A 19474-nucleotide genomic window follows, 5' to 3' on the forward strand; every position below is an offset into this window, starting at 1 on the left:
CTGGGGACCTGACGCCCGGTTCGGGCTTCTCGACGGAGTGGTGCGCACCAGGGTGGGATATGCCGGGGGAACCACTCCGGATCCTACCTACGACGATATAGGGGATCATACGGAGACCGTTCAGGTCGATTTCGACCCGGCAAAGATTTCCTACGGCGAGCTCCTGGAAGTGTTCTGGACGAGCCACAACCCGGCGGCCCGTCCATGGTCCGTCCAGTACCGGTCCGCCATTTTTCCGGCGGACGAAGAGCAGCGAAAAACAGCGGAACGTTCGGCCGCGAAACTCGAGACCGCCATAGGCGGCAAGGTCTTTACGGCCATCGAACCCCTGGCCCGCTTTTACATGGCCGAGGGGTACCATCAGAAATACTACCTTCGCAGGGATTACATCCTCATGAGGGAATACAGTGAAATGTTTCCGGAGCGGGACGGTTTCGTCAATTCCCCCTCCGCTGCGAAGGCCAACGGAATTCTTGCGGGACTGGGTTCGAAGGAGGAACTGGAACGATTTCTTCCGCTGCTCGGTCTTTCGGAGGAGGCGCAGAAAAGACTCCGTACCAGGGTGAAATAAGCGGCATTCTTCAGGAAGGGGAGAGGAAAGAAGAGGATGAAGACTGTGTTTGTTGGGCTCGGCGGTGTCGGCGGGTACTACGGCGGCAAAGCGGCCCGGGCATTTGAAGGCGGCAGTGAGCACCGGGTGGTGTTTCTCGCCAGGGGAGAGCATCTCCGGGCCATCACGGACAAGGGGCTGAGGGTGCTGGCCCAGGACGAGGAGTTCCTCGCAAGGCCCTTCCTTGCTACCGACGATCCCGCTGAAATCGGAACAGCCGATCTTGTGGTCTTTGCGGTAAAGGGGTACGACCTCCGGATGGCCGCCCGGACGGCCGCCCCCCTCGTGGGACCGGAGACAGCGGTCCTTCCGCTGCTGAACGGGGTGAACAGTCCTGAAATCCTGGCCGGGACACTGCCTCCGTGCCGGATGCTCAACGGGTGCGTATACATCTCCGCCCGGATCGAGGGGCCCGGGGTGGTCCGCCAGACGGGGGGCAGCAGGAAGCTCTTCTTCGGCCCCGTGTCCGGCGGCAGGGAGCAGTACCTGCCCGTGGAGGAAATGTTCAGGAAGGCGGGGATAGATGCGGCTCTCGTGGATGACGTGAACGAGGCCGTCTGGACGAAGTTCATCTTCATGGCGCCCTTTGCCGGGGTAACGTCTCTCTTCGGAAGATCTTTCGGCGAAGTTCTCGCGGGGCAGGACAGCCAGCCCATGCTCGAGGGGATGATGCGTGAGATACAGGCCCTTGCAGTGCTCAAGGGAGTTTCCCTTCCGGCGGACATAGTCGAGCTGTCCCTTGCAAAGGGAGTGGCCTTCCCGCCGGACACGAAATCATCCATGCAGCTCGACTGTGAAAAGGGGCGCAGAACGGAAATCGAAACCTTCCTGGGATTCGTCGTCCGGGAGGGAGAGCGTCTCGGAGGCGATGTTCACCTCACCCGGGGCGTGTACGACGCCCTGAGAATGAGGGCGGATCACCCCTGCGGCTGCGTTTACGAGCAGGAGGGACAGCGCCCGTAGGCGAGGAGCTGCTTCCCCTCCACGACGCATCCTTCGGGAACCTGCACCGTGGGAAGAGGCTGGTCCTCCAGGCAGATCATCCTGCCGCAGGCCAGGCAGAGAAAATGGGGGTGGTTTCCGGGACACCTGTTTCCTTCGGGGAGGTGAGCGCAATAATGCCATGCTCCGTCGGTGCCGAGGACCTTGTGGACCAGCCCCTTTTCCTCGAGCAGCGACAGGGTCCTGTACAGCGACACCTTGTTCACCCGCTTCCCCGTGAAGCGGGTGAACGTGTCTTTCCAGGAAAGGGGTCTCCCTTCCCCGAAAAGAATGCGCAGCACCTCTTTCCGGAGTTCCGTGGGCCGTATTCCCCTTTCCCTGAGAAGGTCTTCCGGGCTTCTCATCGGGCCGCGAAGACACAAACGGGATAGTTGCACTCCCTGCATTTCCTGCACATTCCTCCCACGCCCCACCGTCTCACTTCCGCAGCCGTGGGAATGAGGCCCGCAAAGAGACGGTTCAGCAGGGGGTCCAGGCTTGTCCACTCGTCGTGGACCACGCAGGCGGGTGCACCCACGATCTTCGTCTCGCCCGCGAGGGCGAGCATGAGATGAGCGCCCGGAATCGCGGGGACACCTCTGAACCTGACCTCATCCGCCACCGAAGCGATGGCGCCGGCGGTCCTGTCGTCGGGGTCCACGCTCATGCCCCCCGTGGCGATCACCAGCTCCGCCCCCTGTTCGATGAACGTCCGGATGGCGTCGGCGATCTCTTCTCTTTCGTCCCCCACCACCGCATGCCCCATAAGGGATGCTCCGTACCCTGCAAGCTTGCCCTGAAGCTTCGGGGCGAAACCGTCACGGATCCTTCCTTCAGCCAGTTCCTTTCCGGTGGTCACCAGGGCTGTCTTGAGAGGGGCGAAGGGAAACACCGTCATGGGCAGAGTCGCCTCTTCGCCCCTGCTGACCTGTTCCTTCCTCATGGTGAGGGGGACGATCCTGATGCCCGCAACCCGCTCGCCCTTTTTCACGGGAACCTTGTTGGCCACTGTTGCGACGATCCAGTCGGGATCGTCGTTGATCCTGTGAATACTTTCTTCGTCATAGACCAGGAGCCCGTTCCAGAGGGCCGAGAGGGACACTTTCCCCTCCTCCGGCGCCTCAGACGAAATCCCCTCGCCGCTGAGACGTTCGGCCAGCCTTGACGCGGCATCGTCCTCGTGGACATCCCCATCCTCCAGTTCCAGAACAGAGATGGATTCCTTCCCCATGGACTTCAGCATGGGGATGTCCTCCTCCCGGAGAACCTGCCCCTTTTTGAAGCGGGCGCCCTTGAATCCCGTCTTCACGTCGATCTGGGTCATATCATGGGAAAGGGTCATGCCGAGCGCGTCTTCCACGTGAACGTAGCTGATTTTCGCCATAAAAAAAGTGTCCCCCGCCTTCTCGTTGCCTTGAATGACTGCAACATGGTTGCAATGGAATTATAGCATGGGTGCAGAATGTATGGGGTATACAGTTCTGTTTGTTTATTGAACGAGAATGACGTTTATGCTATCATCAATCCAATTGTGACCGTATGCACAATGCCTGCAAAGGCAGAAGTAAAGGGGAAAAGGAGGGGAATCATGGCTTTCAGCGTTGATGAGATCCGCGAAAGGTCCAGGAAAATCGCCGAACCCTGGCGGAACGGCAAGGGAGGTCTCATTCCCATTCTGCAGGCCGTTCAGGAGCAGATGGGATATCTTCCGCCGGAGGCCCTGGAGACCATATCCAGGGAACTGAAAATACCGTCCTCGGAGATTTACGGTGTAGCAACGTTCTACGCCCAGTTTCACCTCAAGCCCAGGGGACGCCATGTGGTGCGGGTCTGCCGGGGAACGGCCTGTCATGTCCGGGGCAGCCTGAAGATACTGGACAGCGTGAAGGAGATCACGGGAGTGGAGGAGAACCAGACCACCGAGGACCTGCGGTTCACCATAGAGCCGGTGGCCTGTCTCGGCGCATGCGGTCTCGCGCCGGTGATGATGATCGACACCCAGACGTTCGGCCGCCTGACTCCCGACATGGTGAAGGGCATCCTCGACAAGTTCGAGTAGAAAGCGGAGGAGAACGCCATGACGCAAATGAAAATCAGGAACCTCGACGATCTGAGAAAGCTGAGGGAATCGTCCCGGGACCTTTCGTCCGCACGGTCCGGCGGTGAAACGGTGATTATCGTGGGCATGGGGACCTGCGGCATCGCCGCCGGGGCCAGGGAAATCCTCTCCGAAGTGATGGCCGAACTCGCGAGGAGAAACATCGGCGATGTGGCGGTCCAGACCACGGGCTGCATCGGCATGTGCCAGGACGAACCCCTGCTCGACGTGATCCGGGGAGGCCAGAGGGTGACCTACGGCCGGGTGAAGCCGGAAGATGTTCCCACCATCATAGCGGAGCACGTGGTGAACGGCCGGGTCGTTGAAAAAATGGCCATCGGCCGGGCCGACTAGGGGAGGGAGGAGGAATCATGCCTATTTATCGTTCCCATATCCTGGTCTGCGGAGGCACCGGATGTGTGTCCAGCGGAGCCCGGGACGTAACGGAGTGTCTCAGGAACGCCATCAGGGACAGGGGGCTCTCCGAGGAAGTGCTCGTAGTGCCCACGGGATGCCACGGAATGTGCGAAATGGGACCCATCGTGGTGGTCTATCCCGAGGGGACCTTCTACTGCCGGGTCCAGAAGTCGGACGTGGCGGAGATAGTGGAGGAGCACATCTACAAGGGACGCCCGGTGCAGCGGCTCATGTACTCGGGCTCCGAGGATATGCCCTTCATCCCCCACTACAAGGAAATCCCCTTCTACGGCAAGCAGCACCGCATCGCCCTGGCGAACTGCGGCTACATCAACCCGGACAACATCGAGGAATACGTCGCCAGGGGCGGCTACGAAGCCCTTGGAAAAGCCCTTGCCGGCATGACGCCCGCCCAGGTGATCGACGAGGTGAAGACCTCCGGCCTGAGGGGGCGCGGAGGCGGCGGTTTCCCCACGGGTCTCAAGTGGAGTTTCTGCGCCTCCGCGAAAGGCGACAAAAAGTATGTCATCTGCAACGCCGACGAGGGGGACCCCGGGGCTTTCATGGACCGGTCCATCCTCGAGGGCGACCCCCACAGCGTCATCGAGGGCATGATGCTCGGGGCCTATGCCATGGGCGCCGACGAAGGATACATCTACTGCCGGGCGGAGTACCCCCTGGCCATCCAGCGGCTGAAAACGGCCATGGCCCAGGCCGAAGCCTACGGCCTCCTGGGGGAGAACATCATGGACAGCAGCTTCTCCTTCACCCTTCACGTCAAGGAAGGGGCCGGTGCCTTCGTCTGCGGCGAAGAGACGGCCCTCATGGCCTCCATCGAGGGGCGGAGGGGGATGCCCCGGCCGCGGCCTCCCTTCCCTGCCAATTCCGGCCTCTGGGGGTGTCCCACGAACATCAACAACGTGGAGACCTGGGCCAATGTTCCCCCGATCCTCAGAAACGGCGGGGCATGGTACGCCTCCATGGGAACCGAGAAGTCCAAGGGAACGAAGGTCTTCGCCCTCACGGGAAAGATCAAGCACACCGGCCTCGTGGAAGTGCCCATGGGCATCACCCTCCGGGAGATCATCTTCGACATCGGCGGCGGCATACTGGACGACAAAAAATTCAAGGCGGTCCAGATCGGCGGCCCCAGCGGAGGATGCCTCACCGAGGAGCATCTGGACACCCCGGTGAGCTACGAGAGCCTCACGGCCCTCGGGGCCATCATGGGTTCCGGCGGTCTCGTTGTCATGGACGAAACCACCTGCATGGTGGACGTGGCCAAGTTCTTCCTGGAGTTCACCCAGAAGGAATCCTGCGGCAAATGCGTTCCCTGCAGGGAAGGCACCAAGCACATGCTGCTGCTCCTCGAGAAGATCACCGACGGCAAGGGCACCATGGAGGACCTGGACACCCTCGAGGGCCTCGCCCACATGGTGAAGGACATGTCCCTCTGCGGCCTGGGGCAGACTGCCCCCAACCCCGTGCTCACAACGCTCCGGTACTTCCGGGACGAGTACGTCGCCCACATCAGGGATCACAAGTGCCCTGCCGGAGCCTGCGCGGCCCTGCTGGAATACAGGATCATCCAGGAGGCCTGCAAGAAGTGCGGCATCTGCGCCAGGAACTGTCCCGTCAAGTGTATCCCGGGCGACCGGAACTCCGGGTACCATATCGAGACCGACCGGTGCATCCGTTGCGGCACCTGCTTCGAGAAGTGCCCCTTCGGCGCTATCGAGAAGAAGTAGTACCTGAGGAGGATCGACATGAGTGATATCACGCTCGTCATCGACGGAGTCGAATGCAGGGCGGCAAAAGGAGACACCATTCTCCAGGTCGCCCGGAGAAACGACATCTACATTCCGACCCTCTGCTGGATGGAGGGGCTGACGCCCATCGGTTCGTGCCGCATGTGCGTCGTGGAGGTGGAGGGGAACCCCAAGCTCCTCACCGCCTGCACCACCCCGGCGGAGAACGGAATGAAGATACATACGAAGACGGAAAAGCTGAAACAGTACCGCCTGCAGATCCTGGAGCTTCTCTTCGCGGGAAGGAACCACTTCTGCATGTTCTGCTCCCAGACGGGAGACTGCGAACTCCAGCGGCTCGCCATCGAGCACGGCATGGACAAGGTTCGCTACCCCTTCCTGTACGAGCCGTTCCATAACGACGCCACGGACCCGAACATCCAGCTGGACCACAACCGGTGCATCCTCTGCCTGAGGTGCATCCGGGTCTGCGCAGAGAAAGTCGGGGCCCATACCCTCGACCTCGAAAAGAGGGGATGGGGAACCAACATCACCGCTGATCTCGGGAAGATGCTCGGCGAGAGCGACACGTGCGTGTCCTGCGGCGCCTGCGCCCAGGTCTGCCCCACGGGAACCATAACCCTCCGGGACTTCGTCTACCGGGGACGGCGGAACGACTGTGACGACCAGGTGGAGAGCATCTGCCCGCTCTGTTCTCTCGGCTGCAGGATCAAGGCCTATGTCCGCACTGGAAGCGTTGCGCGGGTTGAAGGTCTCTCGGCGAACAGCCCCGACGGGGGCCAGCTCTGCCACAAGGGACGCTGGGGCCTGCCCAAATCCACAGAACGGGACCGCCTCACGGCTCCCATGATCCGAACCGGTTCTTCCTTCAGGGAAGCTTCCTGGGAGGAAGCGCTGAATCTCATCGCATCGAAGCTCAGTTCCGCATCGAAGGCCAACAGGGCAGGCGCTCTCCTCTCCGAGCTGTCCACCGACGAAGAACTCTCCGTGGTCTCCTCTTTCTTCAGGGACACCATGAATATGGAGAAGGTGGACGGGTTCTACGGCAACATGCTCCGGGGATTCGTGAAGGGTTTCCAGCCCTTCGCCGACCAGGGAATACGGCCGTTCACCGGGGCGCACAACATCCTCGAGAGCGATGCCATTGTCGTCATCGGGGCGAACCCCCAGGAGGAGGCCCCCGTGGCAGCGAGCTATATCCGGGTCTCCACCATCATCGAGAGAGCGAAGCTTATCAACCTGTCCGCAGGGAAGAACCCCTTCGACGGGATCACCGACGCGGATATCCGGGCCGCCCTCGGGGGTGAGATGGAAAAGGTGCTGGTCTCTCTGAAAGAGGCCGTTGAAGGAGGAGATGAACCGAAGGACCCCGGCATGAAGGAAGCCGTCCGGATTCTCCGGGAAGCGAAGAAGCCCGTGTTCGTCATCGGTTCAAGCCTCGCGGAACATCCCGCCCTCGTCACGGAAGCCCTGAACCTGGCAGTCGCCTCGAAGGCCTTCTTCAACGACGGTCTCGGCGTGGTGCCCATGCTCCGGGGAGGAAACTGCCTCGGTGCACTCAACACGGTCATCGGTGAGAGCGACTGGCTCGGCGACGGCGAGCTCGATTTCCTCTACGTGCTCTCCACCGGCATGGTGGATGAGGACAAACGGTCCCTGGAGGCCATGACCAGGGCACGGTTTGTGGTGGTGCACACCCCCTTCATGGTCCATCCACTGGTGAACATGGCCGATGTGCTCCTTCCCGCCCCGGCGTGGTTCGAACGAAGCGGGCACTACTGCACCCTGGAGGGAGAGCGGCGCAGAATGAACATGATCGTGCCTCCCAAGGGCAACCTGAAGGGATTGTCCGTCATCATGAATGAGCTGGCCGGCAAGCTCGGTCTCGCACTCCAGCCCGCCTCGGCCGCTCCCTGCGAAAACGTCTACGAGGCGAAGTCCCCGTCCACCGCGGCCAGGACCGTCTCGCTGAAGGAGGTACGATGACCATGGCGAAGCCGAAAATCGCGTCCGTCTGGCTTGAGGCCTGTGCGGGCTGCCATATGTCCTTTCTCGACATCGACGAACGGATAGTGGATCTCCTCGGCAAGGTGGAGCTCACCGCCACGCCCATCACCGACATCAAGACCTTCCCCGAGGTCGAGGTGGGGGTCATCGAGGGCGCCCTCGGCAACGAGGAGGAGCTTCATCTCGCGAAGGAGCTGAGGGAGCGGTGCAAGATCCTCATTGCCTGGGGAGACTGTGCCGTCTTCGGCGGAATCAACTGCATGCGGAATTTTATGCCTGCCGAGCAGGTGCTGAAGGAAGGATACGTGGACACCGTCAGCACGGTGAACCCCGACGGCGTACTTCCCCGCCAGGATCTCCCGGCGCTTCTGCCCCAGGCGATCCCCGTGGACCGGGCCGTCAAGGTGGATGTCTACGTTCCCGGATGCCCGCCCGACGCGGACACCATCTATTATGTCTTCAGCGAGATACTGGAGGGGCGGATTCCCACCGTTCCCACGGATATCATGCGCTACGACTAGCGGAGGAAACGAGTCATGGAGAACACGAAGAAAAACACCATTGTGGTGAATCCCATCACCCGCATCGAAGGCCACGGAAAGATCACCGTGGACCTGACGGACGGCGGCGCCGTCGACAGGGTCCGCTTCCACGTGACCCAGTACCGGGGGTTCGAGGTCTTCTCGAAGGGCAGGGATTTCCGGGAAATGCCGGTGATCACCCCCCGTATCTGCGGAATCTGCCCCGTGAGCCATCATCTCGCCTCCGCCAAGGCCTGCGACGCCATTCTCGGCGTCACCCTCACGCCCACGGCGGCGAAGCTGCGGGAGGTCATGCACATGGGGCAGTTCATCCAGTCCCATGCCCTCTCCTTCTTCCACCTGTCGAGCCCGGACCTGCTCTTCGGGTTCGACGCCGACCCCGCCATCCGGAACGTGGCCGGGCTGGCCCAGGAATACCCCGATCTGGCTGTGGCGGGCATCGGCATGAGGAAATACGGCCAGGAGATCATCAAGACCCTGGGCGGCAAGAAGGTCCATCCGTGGCACAGCATTCCCGGAGGGGTGAACCGCAGCCTCCGGGCGGAGGAGAAGGACGGCATGATCGCCGCCCTGCCGAAGCTCAAGGATGACCTCCGGAAGGCCCTCGACCTGGTGAAGAACTACCTGGCGGAGAATGCGGAACTGGCCGCCCGGTTCGCCACCCTCGAGACGTCCTACCTGGGCCTCGTGAAGGACGGAAACCTGGAGCTCTACGACGGCCGCATCCGGCTCAAGAGTCCCAGGGGACGAATCACCGACGAGTTCGACGACAGCGAATACTGCGCCCACATAGGGGAGCACGTGGAGGAGTGGAGCTACCTGAAGTTCCCCTTCTACCGTCCCCTGGGCTTCCCCCACGGATCCTACCGCGTGGGGCCCCTGGGACGAATCAACGCCTGCGACGACATTTCCACTCCCGAAGCATCGGCGGAGCTGGCTGCCTTCAGGAAGTCCACCGATGACGGCATGGTCCACTACACCCTCTACTACCACTACGCCAGGCTCATCGAGATCCTCTATTCCATGGAGCGTCTCGAAGAGCTCCTGAACGACCCGGACGTCCTCGGCAGCGACCTCAGGATCACCGGAAACGTAACGAACCGCGAGGGTGTCGGAGTGGTGGAGGCCCCCAGGGGAACCCTTATCCACCATTACGAGGTGGACGGCAAGGGTGCCATCGAGCGGGCGAATCTCATTGTGGCCACCGGGCACAACAACTACGCCATGAACCGGGGCGTGGAACAGGTGGCCAGGGACTACATCACGGGCTCCGACGTGAAGGAAGGGGCACTGAACCGCATGGAGCACGTAATCCGCTGCTACGACCCGTGCCTCTCCTGCTCCACCCACGCCGTCGGAAAGATGCCCCTGAAGCTCGAGGTGCGGAACAGCCGCGGCGACGTGGTGAGGACGGTCACCAAGGAGTGAAGGTCCTCGTCTGCGGCTACGGCAACCCCTTCCGGACCGATGACGGGGTGGGGCATCTTCTCGCCCCTGCCGTGGCTGAACTGATCGCTTTCCGTGGAGGAGAGGCGGAGGTCCGCCTGGAGCACCAGCTTCTGCCCGAAATGGCGGAGGAGTTCGGGAAGTACGATCTGCTGGCCTTCACCGACGCACGGGTGCCCGGTACCGGGAGCGGGAACGGATACGATATCCGGGAGATTTCTCCCGACCCCGCTCTCGAAGGACTCAACATCCACTCGGTGGGCCCGGAGTGGATTCTTGCCCTCGCCGCGAGGCTATGGGGGAAAGTGCCACCGTCGGTACTCGTCAGCGTGGAGGGGGAATCCTTCGATTTCGGCGAAGGCCTGACTGCGGCATGCAATGAACGGATGAACTGCGCCCTCGCCGCTTTCGATGAATGGCTGAGAGACAGAAATTTACAGTAGCAGGCGGCGCAAAACCCCCGGCGGAAGCCGGGGGTTTTTTTTCTGTGAAGCCGGGGGGGGGGATACTCCGGCGGATGAATATCGGAATATAATGAATCAAAAGACAGGCCCCCCTCCCCTGTATCCGCAGTTTTTCCAGGCAGAGGGAGTGTCGCTGGGCACAGCGCCCAGGCCGAGAAACCGACACGGATGTCGGTTTCAGGTGCAGTTGTCAAGGACGACAATCTGCACCGGCGGCCCAAGCGAGCACCGGTGACGCTCCCCGCTGCCAACGGAATTAGGCTTCAGCGGAGGGGGGCGGGAGGAAAACAGGGGCGGTCCGGCAGACGGCGCGAAAGGCGGCGAAGGGCATGGGAAGAGCGGCAAAAGGGGTTGCGGCGGTCCTGATTCTGGCGGGTATTCTGTGGGGGGAGCCTGTATGTCCGGCCTCGGCGGACGGCGGAGGAATGAGCCTTCGGGAGGAGATAGGGGCGCGGATCGGCCATATTAACGCCCTTCCCGCCGGAGAGCGTCTCAGCCCGAGGGGATCGGAAAAAAAGGAAGCGCTGCCTGGAGGGAAAATCCTGTCTCCCCAGGAAGAGTTTTTCGCCTCCCTGGGACTCGACAAGATTGCCCTCGGCGAGGAGGACCTCCGGGAGATCGAAGAATACCGGGAGGCCATGAAGAATGCGGGGCTCGGCCCGGAGCAGATCGAGGAGGCCGTGAAGGGGTTCGAGCTGGCGAAGAAGATGAGTGCTCTGGGGCCTGCGGCCATGATGAAAGCCGGCAGGGGTGCCGCGAAGAAGCAGGATTCGAAGAAGGAAACCCGGGAAACGGGCGCTGTGGGCGACGCACCGCTGCCGCCGGCGGCGGAAGGATACAACGCCGGGGACGAAGGGGAAAAAGCCCGGTGGGCCCTCGGTCTGGCGGATTCCATGGCCGTGGCCTCCTTCTACGACATCGCCGACGCGGGCATGGTGAGGGCGGCAGGGCTTGCCGTCTCCGCCTACCCCCACCCCCTGCTCCTGAACAACTTCGCCGGGATGATTCGGGAGGTTTCACCCGATGACGCCCTCTTCTTCTACTTTTCCGCCCTCTCCCTGGAACCCCGGAACCCTGTCATATTGACCAACATCGCCATGTCCTTCCTTGACCGGAACGACTTCGGTGCGGCCCGGAACTACGCAACCCAGGCCCTCTCCGAAAATCCAGAGTTTGGCCCCGCCTTCCAGGTACTCACTTTCTGCCATCTTCGGGACGGCAGCAGCGTCCTTGCCGCCGAGACGCTCATGAAGTCGGCGAGGGACTGTTTCGACGACCTGTCCGTGCGCCTCTTCGACGATTACCTGGAGGAAGTGGGCAACCTTGATGTGACCCAGGGGGAGAAATACCCCCTGCCGGAAGAGCATCTGGAGATCCTGTACCAGATCGCGAAGAAGTACGGCGACCCTGAGCGGGAGAACGGCGCCGACACGCCGGGAGCCCAGATCCGGATCAACCCCTTCCCTGTCTTCGGGAGCGCCGACCACTACCTGAATTCCATGGATTTTCTCTTGGGGGATGCGGAAAGGAGAGCGGCGAAACTCGCGAAGATCTCCGCTGAGCTGGGCCGGCTCGAAAAGGCCGTCTTCGGCAAGCGGGGAAGCCGGGGAGCCCTGCCGGTGATGAAGAACATGCGCCAGTACTACGCATACCTGGTTCTGGAATCGTACTACCACTTCAAAATGAGGGAGCTCAACTGGAAGCTCCAGGAGGAGGACCCCACGGACGACCTTCTGAAAGACTATGTGGATGCCTACATGACCCAGTGCATTTCTTTCAGAAAACAGGAGCACGATTTTCACGAAGCCTTTCTGAAGCAGACCAAGGGAAGCCCGAAGGAGGAGGCGGAATGGTACCGGAAGGGAATCCGCTTCTACTCGGCATGCCTCGACCACCAGAAGATGCTGCTGGACATCACCCGCCGGTATACCCTGGAGTACCTGAAAATCCCCAAGAGCAAGTATGACGAACGGAAAACTATCGTAGAGGAGTTCTGGCTGAAGGCGGGCGGCCTGCTGAAATACATGACGGACGGGAATGTATATGACCTCGCGGACAAGAGGCGGGAAATGTTTGCCGTGGACTGGATGGACATCTGGCCCACAGCGGGGTACCCTGTCCCCAACGCGGGAGATTCCGTTTTCGTCAGGGCTGTGGACGAAGCTCCCCTGGGCATGTCCTCGCCTTTCCTGTGCTCTATCTCCCCACCGGCCCTCCAGGGAGCCCTGGAGAGGATGCAGCGGTACCAGGAAGAACTGGCGAAACTGAGCAAAGGTCTCAACAGGCTGAACCCGCCCCCGAAGGTCCTGCCGAAATACGCCTTCGACGTCGACCCGGTGGAGATCGAACGAACGGCCCTCCCCATGTTCAAGGAAGCGGGGGATTTGCCCCTTATCGGTTTCGAGGGGACACTCCCCTTCTCGGACAAGCACACGGCCTACACCGACGGGTCGAAGAGCACCTGGATCATCACGGGTGAAGGAGGCGCGAGGGGGTCGGTCTACGACGACAGTTCCGGGACCATGACCACCTTCAGTGCCGCGTCGAAGCCTGGCGGGTCGACGTCGGTCTTCGACGTGGGGGCGAAGCTGACGGACGTGAAGGATCTGGGGGACCGGCTGGACAAGGCCACTGAGTTTGTCCGGGAAAAGGTGTTCAGGCAGAAGGGAGGAAAGGAGAGCGAAGGGTCCGGTCCCTTCGGGGGGCCCTTTCAGGCTGCGGACATGCTGAAGAAGGGGCAGGAGACCATCGGTTTCCTCCAGGCGGCGGGAAACGTCAAGGGTGCCGGTTCGAGGATGTATGGTGAATACGTCACCCGGGACAGGGATCATAGGGTGATCGACCACGGCCTGGTCTACATCCGCCAGGTGGGTGGGGCTCTGCCCATTGAAAACTCCCCGGAGCTGGGGAGGGAGGTTATGGTGATGAAGTCCCGTATCACGGGGGTCTCCACGAAGCAGGAGTTCACCCAGTACAAGTTCAAATTCGCCACGGTCAGGACACGGTAAGCTGCGGGGAAGAAGAGTTTAAAGGGTGAGTTTTCTAGGGTGATTTACATTGTTCTGATTTTTCCATATACTCAAAACTGAGCATTTGCGGGGGAGAGTCCATCTGCGCTCCCGGCACCCGGGGGCCTGCCTGAGGGAAAGAGAGGTGACCGGGATGACCATGCCGGGAATCCGGAGGATATTTGCCCTTGCTGTTGCGGTTTTTCTGATGTCGCAGTGTGCTCCTCTTCAGTCGGAGGGGGCTGTGCGGTGTGTGACCCAGAACGGCGCCGGAACGAAGCACGGAGGCGATTGGGACAACGCCATGGGAGAGAGCGAGTTCGTCCAGACTTTGGCGCTCCCTCATCCTGCCCTGACTGAATACTGGATCGCCAAGGGGACGTACCGGCCCACCGCGGATCCGAACAACAGGGATGCCACGTTCATCCTGAAGAACGGGGTGGCCCTGTACGGCGGCTTCGCAGGAAACGAGAACCTGAGGAAGGAGCGGGACTGGAACGCCAACCCCACCATTCTTTCCGGGGAGATCCAGGCTGGCATCAACAGCTATCACGTGGTGTTCGCCGAGATGGGCACGGACGGGACGGCCGTCATGGACGGCTTTGTGATTACGGGAGGCAACGCCGACGGAGGAGCCCTCCAGGATACCCACGGAGGCGGGATGATCAATTTCGGCGACCCCAGGATCGCCAACTGCACCTTCCTGGGGAACCGGGCCCGGCTGGGGGGAGGGCTGTTCAACCAGGGCAGCGCTTCCGTTGTGACGGGATGCACCTTTCTTCAGAACACGGCCACGGAAGACGGCGGCGGCATGTACAACACCGCCGGAAATCTTTCCATAGCAGGATGTACCTTTTTCGGCAACGTGGCCTATTCCCTGGGCGGAGGAATGAAGAACCGGGGGAGCAATCCCGTAGTGGAGTCCTCCACGTTCAGGCAGAACATGGCCCACTTCGGGGGCGGCGGCATGAGCAACGAGGAGTGCGGCGCCGTGACGGTGAACTGCACATTCTACAACAACCGGGCGGGAGTGATCGGCGGGGGAATGCACTCCCGGGACGGTTCTCCCCGGCTGACAAACTGCACCTTCTACAAAAACACGTCGGACCTCGTCGGCGGGGACCTCGGCAACCTCGGGACGAGCAGCCCCAAAATAAAGAACACCATCTTCTGGGGCGCCTCCATCGGGGTCATCCACAATCACCCCACGGCATCGCCCGTGCTCTCTTTCTGCGTCGTGCAGGGAGGGTATGCCGGAGGAACCTCCATCATAACGGCGGACCCGAAGCTTGCCGACCTTGCCGACAACGGGGGCCGGACCTTCACCTGCGCCCTTCTCGCCGGCAGTTCGGCCATAGACGCAGGCACCTCCGATGGCGCTCCAGCCCAGGACCAGCGGGGAACGGCCCGCCCCCAGGGGTCGGGAGTCGACATCGGGGCCTACGAATCCTCCTTTTCGGCCCCCCCGGCACCTCTTTCGTCCTCGGGGGGCGGATGCTCGGCTGCCGGGGGCTCCATGCCGCTCGGCCTTCTGCTGTTGCTGCCGCTCCTGCTTCTGAGACGTCCATAGGCTGAAAGGGAAGATGACGGTTTCTCATGAAAATTGAGAGGAAGGTGCGGGCACCTTCCTCTTTTATATGCAGTATTTTCTCTGTCTGGTTGCGTTGTTCTGCTCTCCTTCGGTTACGGCTCTGTAGAAGTCCCCAGGAAGGGTGCCGGATCCACCGTTTTTCCCTTCCGGAGAAGGTGGAACGTCAGCCCCGGCCCGGTTCCCTCTCCCACCAGCCCGATCTTCGTCTCCGCTGTCACGGACTGCCCCGGTTTCACGTAGGAGACCCCCAGGCCGCCGCAGAAAGTGGCAAAGTCGCCGCCGTGGCGGATGAAAACGGCGTTTCCGTACTCCTTCATCCAGCCGCTGTGGAGGACTGTCCCCGGGGCCGGGGCATAGACCGGTGTTCCTGCCGGTGCCGGTTCGAAAAGCCCCGTCCCGCGGACGGTTCTGCTCGCCGCAGTCCCGGCGCGGAGGGGCCAGCGGGGGTGGAAGGCGGTTCCTTTGGCCGCGGAAGGAGGGGACTCCTTCTGTTCCGCTGCCCCGGATTTCTCCGCTCCGGCTTTCGCCTGCGGAAGGACCAGCACGTCCCCGGGCCGGATGACGGATCCCTCCCTCAGGCCGTTGGCTTCCATCAGATCTGCAAGGGAAATGCCCCCGTTTTTCGCGATACGGAAAAGAGTGTCCCCTGCCCTGACAGTATATCTTCCTCCTCCTGATTCTTCTCCGGCTTTTACCGGGACTTCGGCCGTATTTCCTTCCGTGGGGGGAGGAGCGGTGCTCCCGGTTTGCTGTTCCCCGGAAGGGGGAGGCGCCAGAGGCTCGAGGTATTCCCCGCCCTCCCGGGGTTTGGGCCAGGCGCCGAGCCCTCTCCGCTTCGCCTCGTAAAGGGTTGAAAGCACGTGCTCCGTCGATCCGGGAATAAGCATGACCGTTCCGGGGGGAGGCAGTTTCTCACCTCCGGCCAGCCCGTTGGCCGAGGCGATGTCCCCCGGCGCGGCGCCGTACCGGCCTGCGATGGCTGCAAGGGTGTCCCCGTCCGCCACCCTGTGGACGGAAAAGGGCTGGTCGGCGCTCCCTGCCCCGGAAGCGGACAGCAGAATCAGGACGAGAAGAAGGAGTTTCATGCCGTATCCTCCGTTGTGTTTTTCCACATTATAGCTTCCCGGGAGAGGTTACGGTTATAATGTTCCGAACGGATCATCTGTAATCCTGGTCACCCGGCCATGGAAGAACAAGGGGAACGAAAGGGGAGAATGACATGAGCACTGCGCTTTCTGCGGCTGACGTATTCAGTGCGGCCATCCTTCTGGAGGAGAAGGGGGCCCGGTTCTATTCCGAAGCGGCCGCCAGGTTTTCGGGAGAAGGCAAAAAACTGCTCTCGGGTCTGGCGTCCATGGAAAAGGTTCATGCCGGGCGTTTCCGGAAAATCATGGACACTCTGCCCTCCGCCGACCCCGGAGAGATGACGGAGGAAAGGGACGCCTATCTCAGCATGCTGACCGGTGACCGCATTTTCACCCCGGAATCGGAGATGGAGATGCGGGACACCTACGGCGACATTCTCGAAAAGGCCATCACCGTGGAAAAAAACTCCGTCTTTTTCTACACGGCGGTAAAGGATACCCTGGCGCAGAAAATGGACGGTGCGGCGGTGGACCTCCTGATCAGGGAGGAGATAGGGCATTTCCAGTCCCTCACCGACGCCCTCCAGAGGTGGCGGGAGCGGAAGGGAGAGGCCTAGCCCGTGGCGTCCTTCTCCTTTTCCCGGGAGGGCTTCTCCTCCGTACTTGAAGCTCTCGGCGGGAGGTATGCTCTCTGGGGACCGAAGCGGCTGAAGGGGAAGGGGCGGTTCTTCGGCACCGACCTGGTGACCTGCGCCCCCCTCGAATCCTTCGACAGTCTGGAGCTCGGGGAGAAAAGCTCCGTGTCGCCGAAAGACATCGTTTTCCCACCGGACGAGACCCTTTTTTACTTCACCGGCGACCGGTTCTCCGAGCCGCCCCTTGAGGATGAACGGGAGACCATTGTCTTCCTCCGTCCCTGCGACATCAACGGATTCCGGCGCCTCGACGCCATGTTTCTCGAGAACGGCGGCACCGCTGACCCGTATTACCGCCGCAGGAGGGAGAAGCTCCACTTTTTTATGATCGAGTGCCGGGAATCCTTCGAAAACTGCTTCTGCGTCTCCATGGGAAGCAACGTAACGGATAATTATGCCGCGGCCTTCAGGTTCGGGGAGGACTCCGTGGAGGTGGAGGTGAAGGATCCGAAGTTCACGGAATTCTTTGCCCCGGGAAACCCGTCTTCCTTTGCCCCGGAGTTCGTGAAGGAGAACATGAAAAGGGTGACCGTTCCCGCCGTGGAGGAGATGCCGCCGGAATTGTTCGTCTCCCCTCTCTGGGACGAGTACGACAGCCGGTGCATCGCCTGCGGCCGGTGCAACACCTCCTGCGTCACCTGCACCTGCTTCTCTTCCCTCGACCTGTTCTACTCCGACAGCCGCTCCTGCGGCGAGCGCCGGCGGGTCTGGGACGGATGCCACCTGGACGGATTCACCGACATGGCGGGGGGCCATTCCTTCCGGAAGAAGAAGGGGGAGCGCATGCGGTTCAAGACGTTCCACAAGATCTACGATTTCCGGAAGCGTTTCGGCTACGACATGTGCGTGGGGTGCGGCCGGTGCGACGACGTCTGCCCCGAGTACATCTCCTTTTCCGAGTGCATCAACCGGGTGTCGGAAGCCCTGAAGGGAGGAGAGGTTCAATGAAAGAGAATCCCTACCGGCCCTTCCCGGCGAAGATCACTTCCCTCACCCCCGAGACGGACCTCGAGTTCACCCTTACGGTGGAAGCCGCGGCGGAGATGACGCCGGGCCAGTTCTTCCAGGTTTCCCTGCCGAAGATCGGTGAAGCTCCTCTCTCCATCAGCGCCTTTGGCCCCGACTGGATCCAGTTCACCGTCCGGGCCGTGGGCCGCCTGACGAACTCCCTGCAGGATCTGCGGAAGGGAGAGAATCTCTTCATCCGGGGACCCTACGGAGTAGGGTTCCCGCTGGACGTGCTGCAGGATTCCAACCTCGTCATCGTGGCGGGAGGCTCCGGTACGGCCCCTGTCCGCCCCCTCATCCGGAAGGCCCTGGACGGTGATCTCCCCCTCCGCTCTCTCCGGGTGATCGCCGGATTCAAAAACCGGGAGAGCATCCTCTTTTCCGGAGAGGTGGAGGAGTGGCGGAAGCGGGGCGACGTGCTCGTCACCATCGACAAACCCCAGGAGGGATGGGACGGTCCCGTGGGGCTGGTCACTGAGCACATCCGGAAGCTGGCCCTTCCCGACCCCCGGGACGTGCAGTTCGTGGTGGTGGGCCCCCCCGTGATGATGAAGTTTGCCGCGGCGGAGGTCCGCCTCCTGGGTGTTCCGGAGGAGAACATCTGGGTCTCCTTCGAGCGGCTCATGTCCTGCGGCCTCGGCAAGTGCGGCCACTGCAAGATCGACTCCGCCTACATCTGCCTGGACGGCCCGGTGCTCAACTTTACGAAGGCCTCCCGGCTCATCGACTGAGAGGTGAACTTCATGTCCCTCGACCTCAACCGGAAAAAAGTGACGAAGAACGCCTTCCGCATCACGAAAATGCGGAATTCCACCGCTGTCCGGATCCGTGTTCCCGGAGGGCATCTCGGTGCCGAAGATATGCGGATCATCGCGGGCATCGCAGAGAAATTCGGCGACGGCAGTCTCCACATCACCATACGGCAGGGCTTCGAGATCCCCAACATTCCCTTCGAACGCATGCCCGAGGTGAACGCCGCCCTCGTTCCCCTCATCGAGCGGCTGGAGCTGCCCCACGGGGTGAAGATAGAGAACCCCGGGTCCGGCTACCCGGCGGCGGGGATGCGGAACATCTCCGCCTGCGTGGGGGCGTGGTTCTGCCCCTTCGCCAACGGGGACACCACGGCCCTCGCCGGGAAGCTGGAGGCGCTGGTCTACCCCAACGATTTCCACACGAAGATCGCCGTCACGGGGTGCCCCAACGACTGTATCAAGGCCCACATGCAGGATTTCGGCATCATCACCATCTGCCGGCCCGAGTACGACTACGGCCGGTGCATCGGGTGCGAGGCGTGCGTGAAGGCCTGCACCCAGAAGGTCACCGGAGCCTTGAAGATGAAGGACGGCAAGGTGGTGAAGGACGACCGGCGGTGCATCGGCTGCGGCGAGTGCGTCCTCGCCTGCCCCACCGGCGCGTGGACCCGGAGCCCCGGGAGCCTCTACCGGCTGCTTATCATGGGCCGCACCGGAAAGAAGAACCCGAGGCTCGCCATGCCCTTCCTGGACCGGGTGACCGAAGACGTGGTCCTCAAGGTGATCCGGAACACCCTGGACTACGTCGACAGGCATATCCTCCGGAGCCTCGTGAAGGAGCACATCGGCTACATCGTGGACCGCACCGGGTACCCGGTGTTCCGTGACGCGGTGCTTGAAGGGGTGACCCTCAACCCCGAGGCGAGGATCGCGAAGACCATGAGCTGGCCGGGGTACCACACCCTTGACGACGGAAACCTCAAAGAAATCGAATAATATCC

General features: G+C 61.8%; 17 protein-coding genes and 1 pseudogene. 15 read left to right on the forward strand and 3 right to left on the reverse strand.

The features are described 5' to 3' along the window. Positions 1-10: 10 nt before the first annotated feature. A pseudogene (locus C8D99_RS05385) lies at positions 11-571 on the forward strand (peptide-methionine (S)-S-oxide reductase MsrA); the annotation flags it as partial. A gap of 36 nt (positions 572-607) precedes the next feature. Further along, positions 608-1573: a ketopantoate reductase family protein gene (locus tag C8D99_RS05390; RefSeq protein ID WP_133957100.1), complete on the forward strand. Its 966-nt coding sequence runs from the start codon at positions 608-610 to the stop codon at positions 1571-1573. On the opposite strand, the gene C8D99_RS05395 is transcribed toward C8D99_RS05390, so the two are convergent. Beyond that, complete coding sequence (locus C8D99_RS05395) at positions 1546-1956, reverse strand: Fur family transcriptional regulator (protein ID WP_133957200.1); 411 nt, start codon at positions 1954-1956, stop codon at positions 1546-1548. The genes C8D99_RS05390 and C8D99_RS05395 overlap by 28 nt on opposite strands. Further along, positions 1953-2975 (reverse strand): molybdopterin-binding protein, encoded by a 1023-nt coding sequence (locus tag C8D99_RS05400; protein ID WP_133957101.1) that lies wholly within the window; start codon positions 2973-2975, stop codon positions 1953-1955. The genes C8D99_RS05395 and C8D99_RS05400 overlap by 4 nt, the downstream gene beginning before the upstream one ends. A 204-nt stretch (positions 2976-3179) precedes the next feature. On the opposite strand from C8D99_RS05400, the gene nuoE reads away from it, so the two are divergent. The 9 genes from nuoE (at position 3180) to C8D99_RS05445 (ending at position 14912) form a co-directional block, all read left to right on the forward strand. Further along, a complete protein-coding gene (gene nuoE / locus C8D99_RS05405; RefSeq protein WP_133957102.1) occupies positions 3180-3650 on the forward strand; it encodes an NADH-quinone oxidoreductase subunit NuoE in 471 nt (156 codons plus the stop codon). A gap of 18 nt (positions 3651-3668) precedes the next feature. Further along, a complete protein-coding gene (locus tag C8D99_RS05410) occupies positions 3669-4043 on the forward strand; it encodes a (2Fe-2S) ferredoxin domain-containing protein (RefSeq protein ID WP_133957103.1) in 375 nt (124 codons plus the stop codon). Positions 4044-4060: 17 nt separating this feature from the next. Then, a complete protein-coding gene (gene nuoF / locus C8D99_RS05415; RefSeq protein WP_133957104.1) occupies positions 4061-5854 on the forward strand; it encodes an NADH-quinone oxidoreductase subunit NuoF in 1794 nt (597 codons plus the stop codon). Positions 5855-5872: 18 nt separating this feature from the next. Then, complete coding sequence (locus C8D99_RS05420) at positions 5873-7861, forward strand: molybdopterin-dependent oxidoreductase (RefSeq protein ID WP_133957105.1); 1989 nt, start codon at positions 5873-5875, stop codon at positions 7859-7861. Positions 7862-7863: 2 nt separating this feature from the next. Then, positions 7864-8403, forward strand: coding sequence for an NADH-quinone oxidoreductase subunit B family protein (locus C8D99_RS05425; RefSeq protein WP_133957106.1), 540 nt, complete (start codon positions 7864-7866; stop codon positions 8401-8403). 15 nt (positions 8404-8418) lie between these two features. After that, positions 8419-9852, forward strand: a complete 1434-nt coding sequence (locus C8D99_RS05430; RefSeq protein WP_133957107.1) for a Ni/Fe hydrogenase subunit alpha — start codon at positions 8419-8421, stop codon at positions 9850-9852. Next, positions 9849-10313 carry a hydrogenase maturation protease gene (locus C8D99_RS05435; protein WP_133957108.1) on the forward strand — a complete coding sequence of 155 codons (465 nt, stop codon included), beginning with the start codon at positions 9849-9851 and terminating at the stop codon, positions 10311-10313. Before C8D99_RS05430 ends, C8D99_RS05435 begins: the two co-directional genes overlap by 4 nt. 350 nt (positions 10314-10663) lie before the next feature. Further along, entirely contained in the window at positions 10664-13342 is a 2679-nt protein-coding gene (locus tag C8D99_RS05440) for a tetratricopeptide repeat protein (RefSeq protein ID WP_133957109.1), read from the forward strand. Positions 13343-13595: 253 nt separating this feature from the next. Beyond that, entirely contained in the window at positions 13596-14912 is a 1317-nt protein-coding gene (locus C8D99_RS05445) for a choice-of-anchor Q domain-containing protein (RefSeq protein WP_133957110.1), read from the forward strand. A 113-nt stretch (positions 14913-15025) separates the two neighbouring features. Here the strand turns inward: C8D99_RS05445 and C8D99_RS05450 are convergent, their stop codons facing one another. After that, positions 15026-16018 (reverse strand): LysM peptidoglycan-binding domain-containing protein, encoded by a 993-nt coding sequence (locus tag C8D99_RS05450; protein WP_133957111.1) that lies wholly within the window; start codon positions 16016-16018, stop codon positions 15026-15028. Between the two features lie 134 nt (positions 16019-16152). Between C8D99_RS05450 and C8D99_RS05455 the strand changes: the two genes are divergently transcribed. The 4 genes from C8D99_RS05455 to asrC are packed head-to-tail and all read left to right on the forward strand — an operon-like array spanning position 16153 to position 19469. Further along, positions 16153-16635 carry a ferritin-like domain-containing protein gene (locus tag C8D99_RS05455; RefSeq protein WP_133957112.1) on the forward strand — a complete coding sequence of 161 codons (483 nt, stop codon included), beginning with the start codon at positions 16153-16155 and terminating at the stop codon, positions 16633-16635. A gap of 3 nt (positions 16636-16638) precedes the next feature. Beyond that, entirely contained in the window at positions 16639-17661 is a 1023-nt protein-coding gene (gene asrA / locus C8D99_RS05460) for an anaerobic sulfite reductase subunit AsrA (RefSeq protein WP_133957113.1), read from the forward strand. Further along, positions 17658-18452, forward strand: coding sequence for an anaerobic sulfite reductase subunit AsrB (gene asrB, locus C8D99_RS05465; RefSeq protein WP_133957114.1), 795 nt, complete (start codon positions 17658-17660; stop codon positions 18450-18452). The genes asrA and asrB overlap by 4 nt, the downstream gene beginning before the upstream one ends. Positions 18453-18464: 12 nt before the next feature. Continuing rightward, the gene (gene asrC / locus C8D99_RS05470; protein WP_133957115.1) at positions 18465-19469 is read left to right on the forward strand and encodes a sulfite reductase subunit C; all 1005 of its coding nucleotides are present in this window, start codon (positions 18465-18467) and stop codon (positions 19467-19469) included. The last annotated feature ends 5 nt before the right edge of the window (positions 19470-19474 follow it).

Origin of the sequence: Aminivibrio pyruvatiphilus (assembly GCF_004366815.1) — a bacterium.
Lineage (GTDB): Bacteria > Synergistota > Synergistia > Synergistales > Aminobacteriaceae > Aminivibrio > Aminivibrio pyruvatiphilus.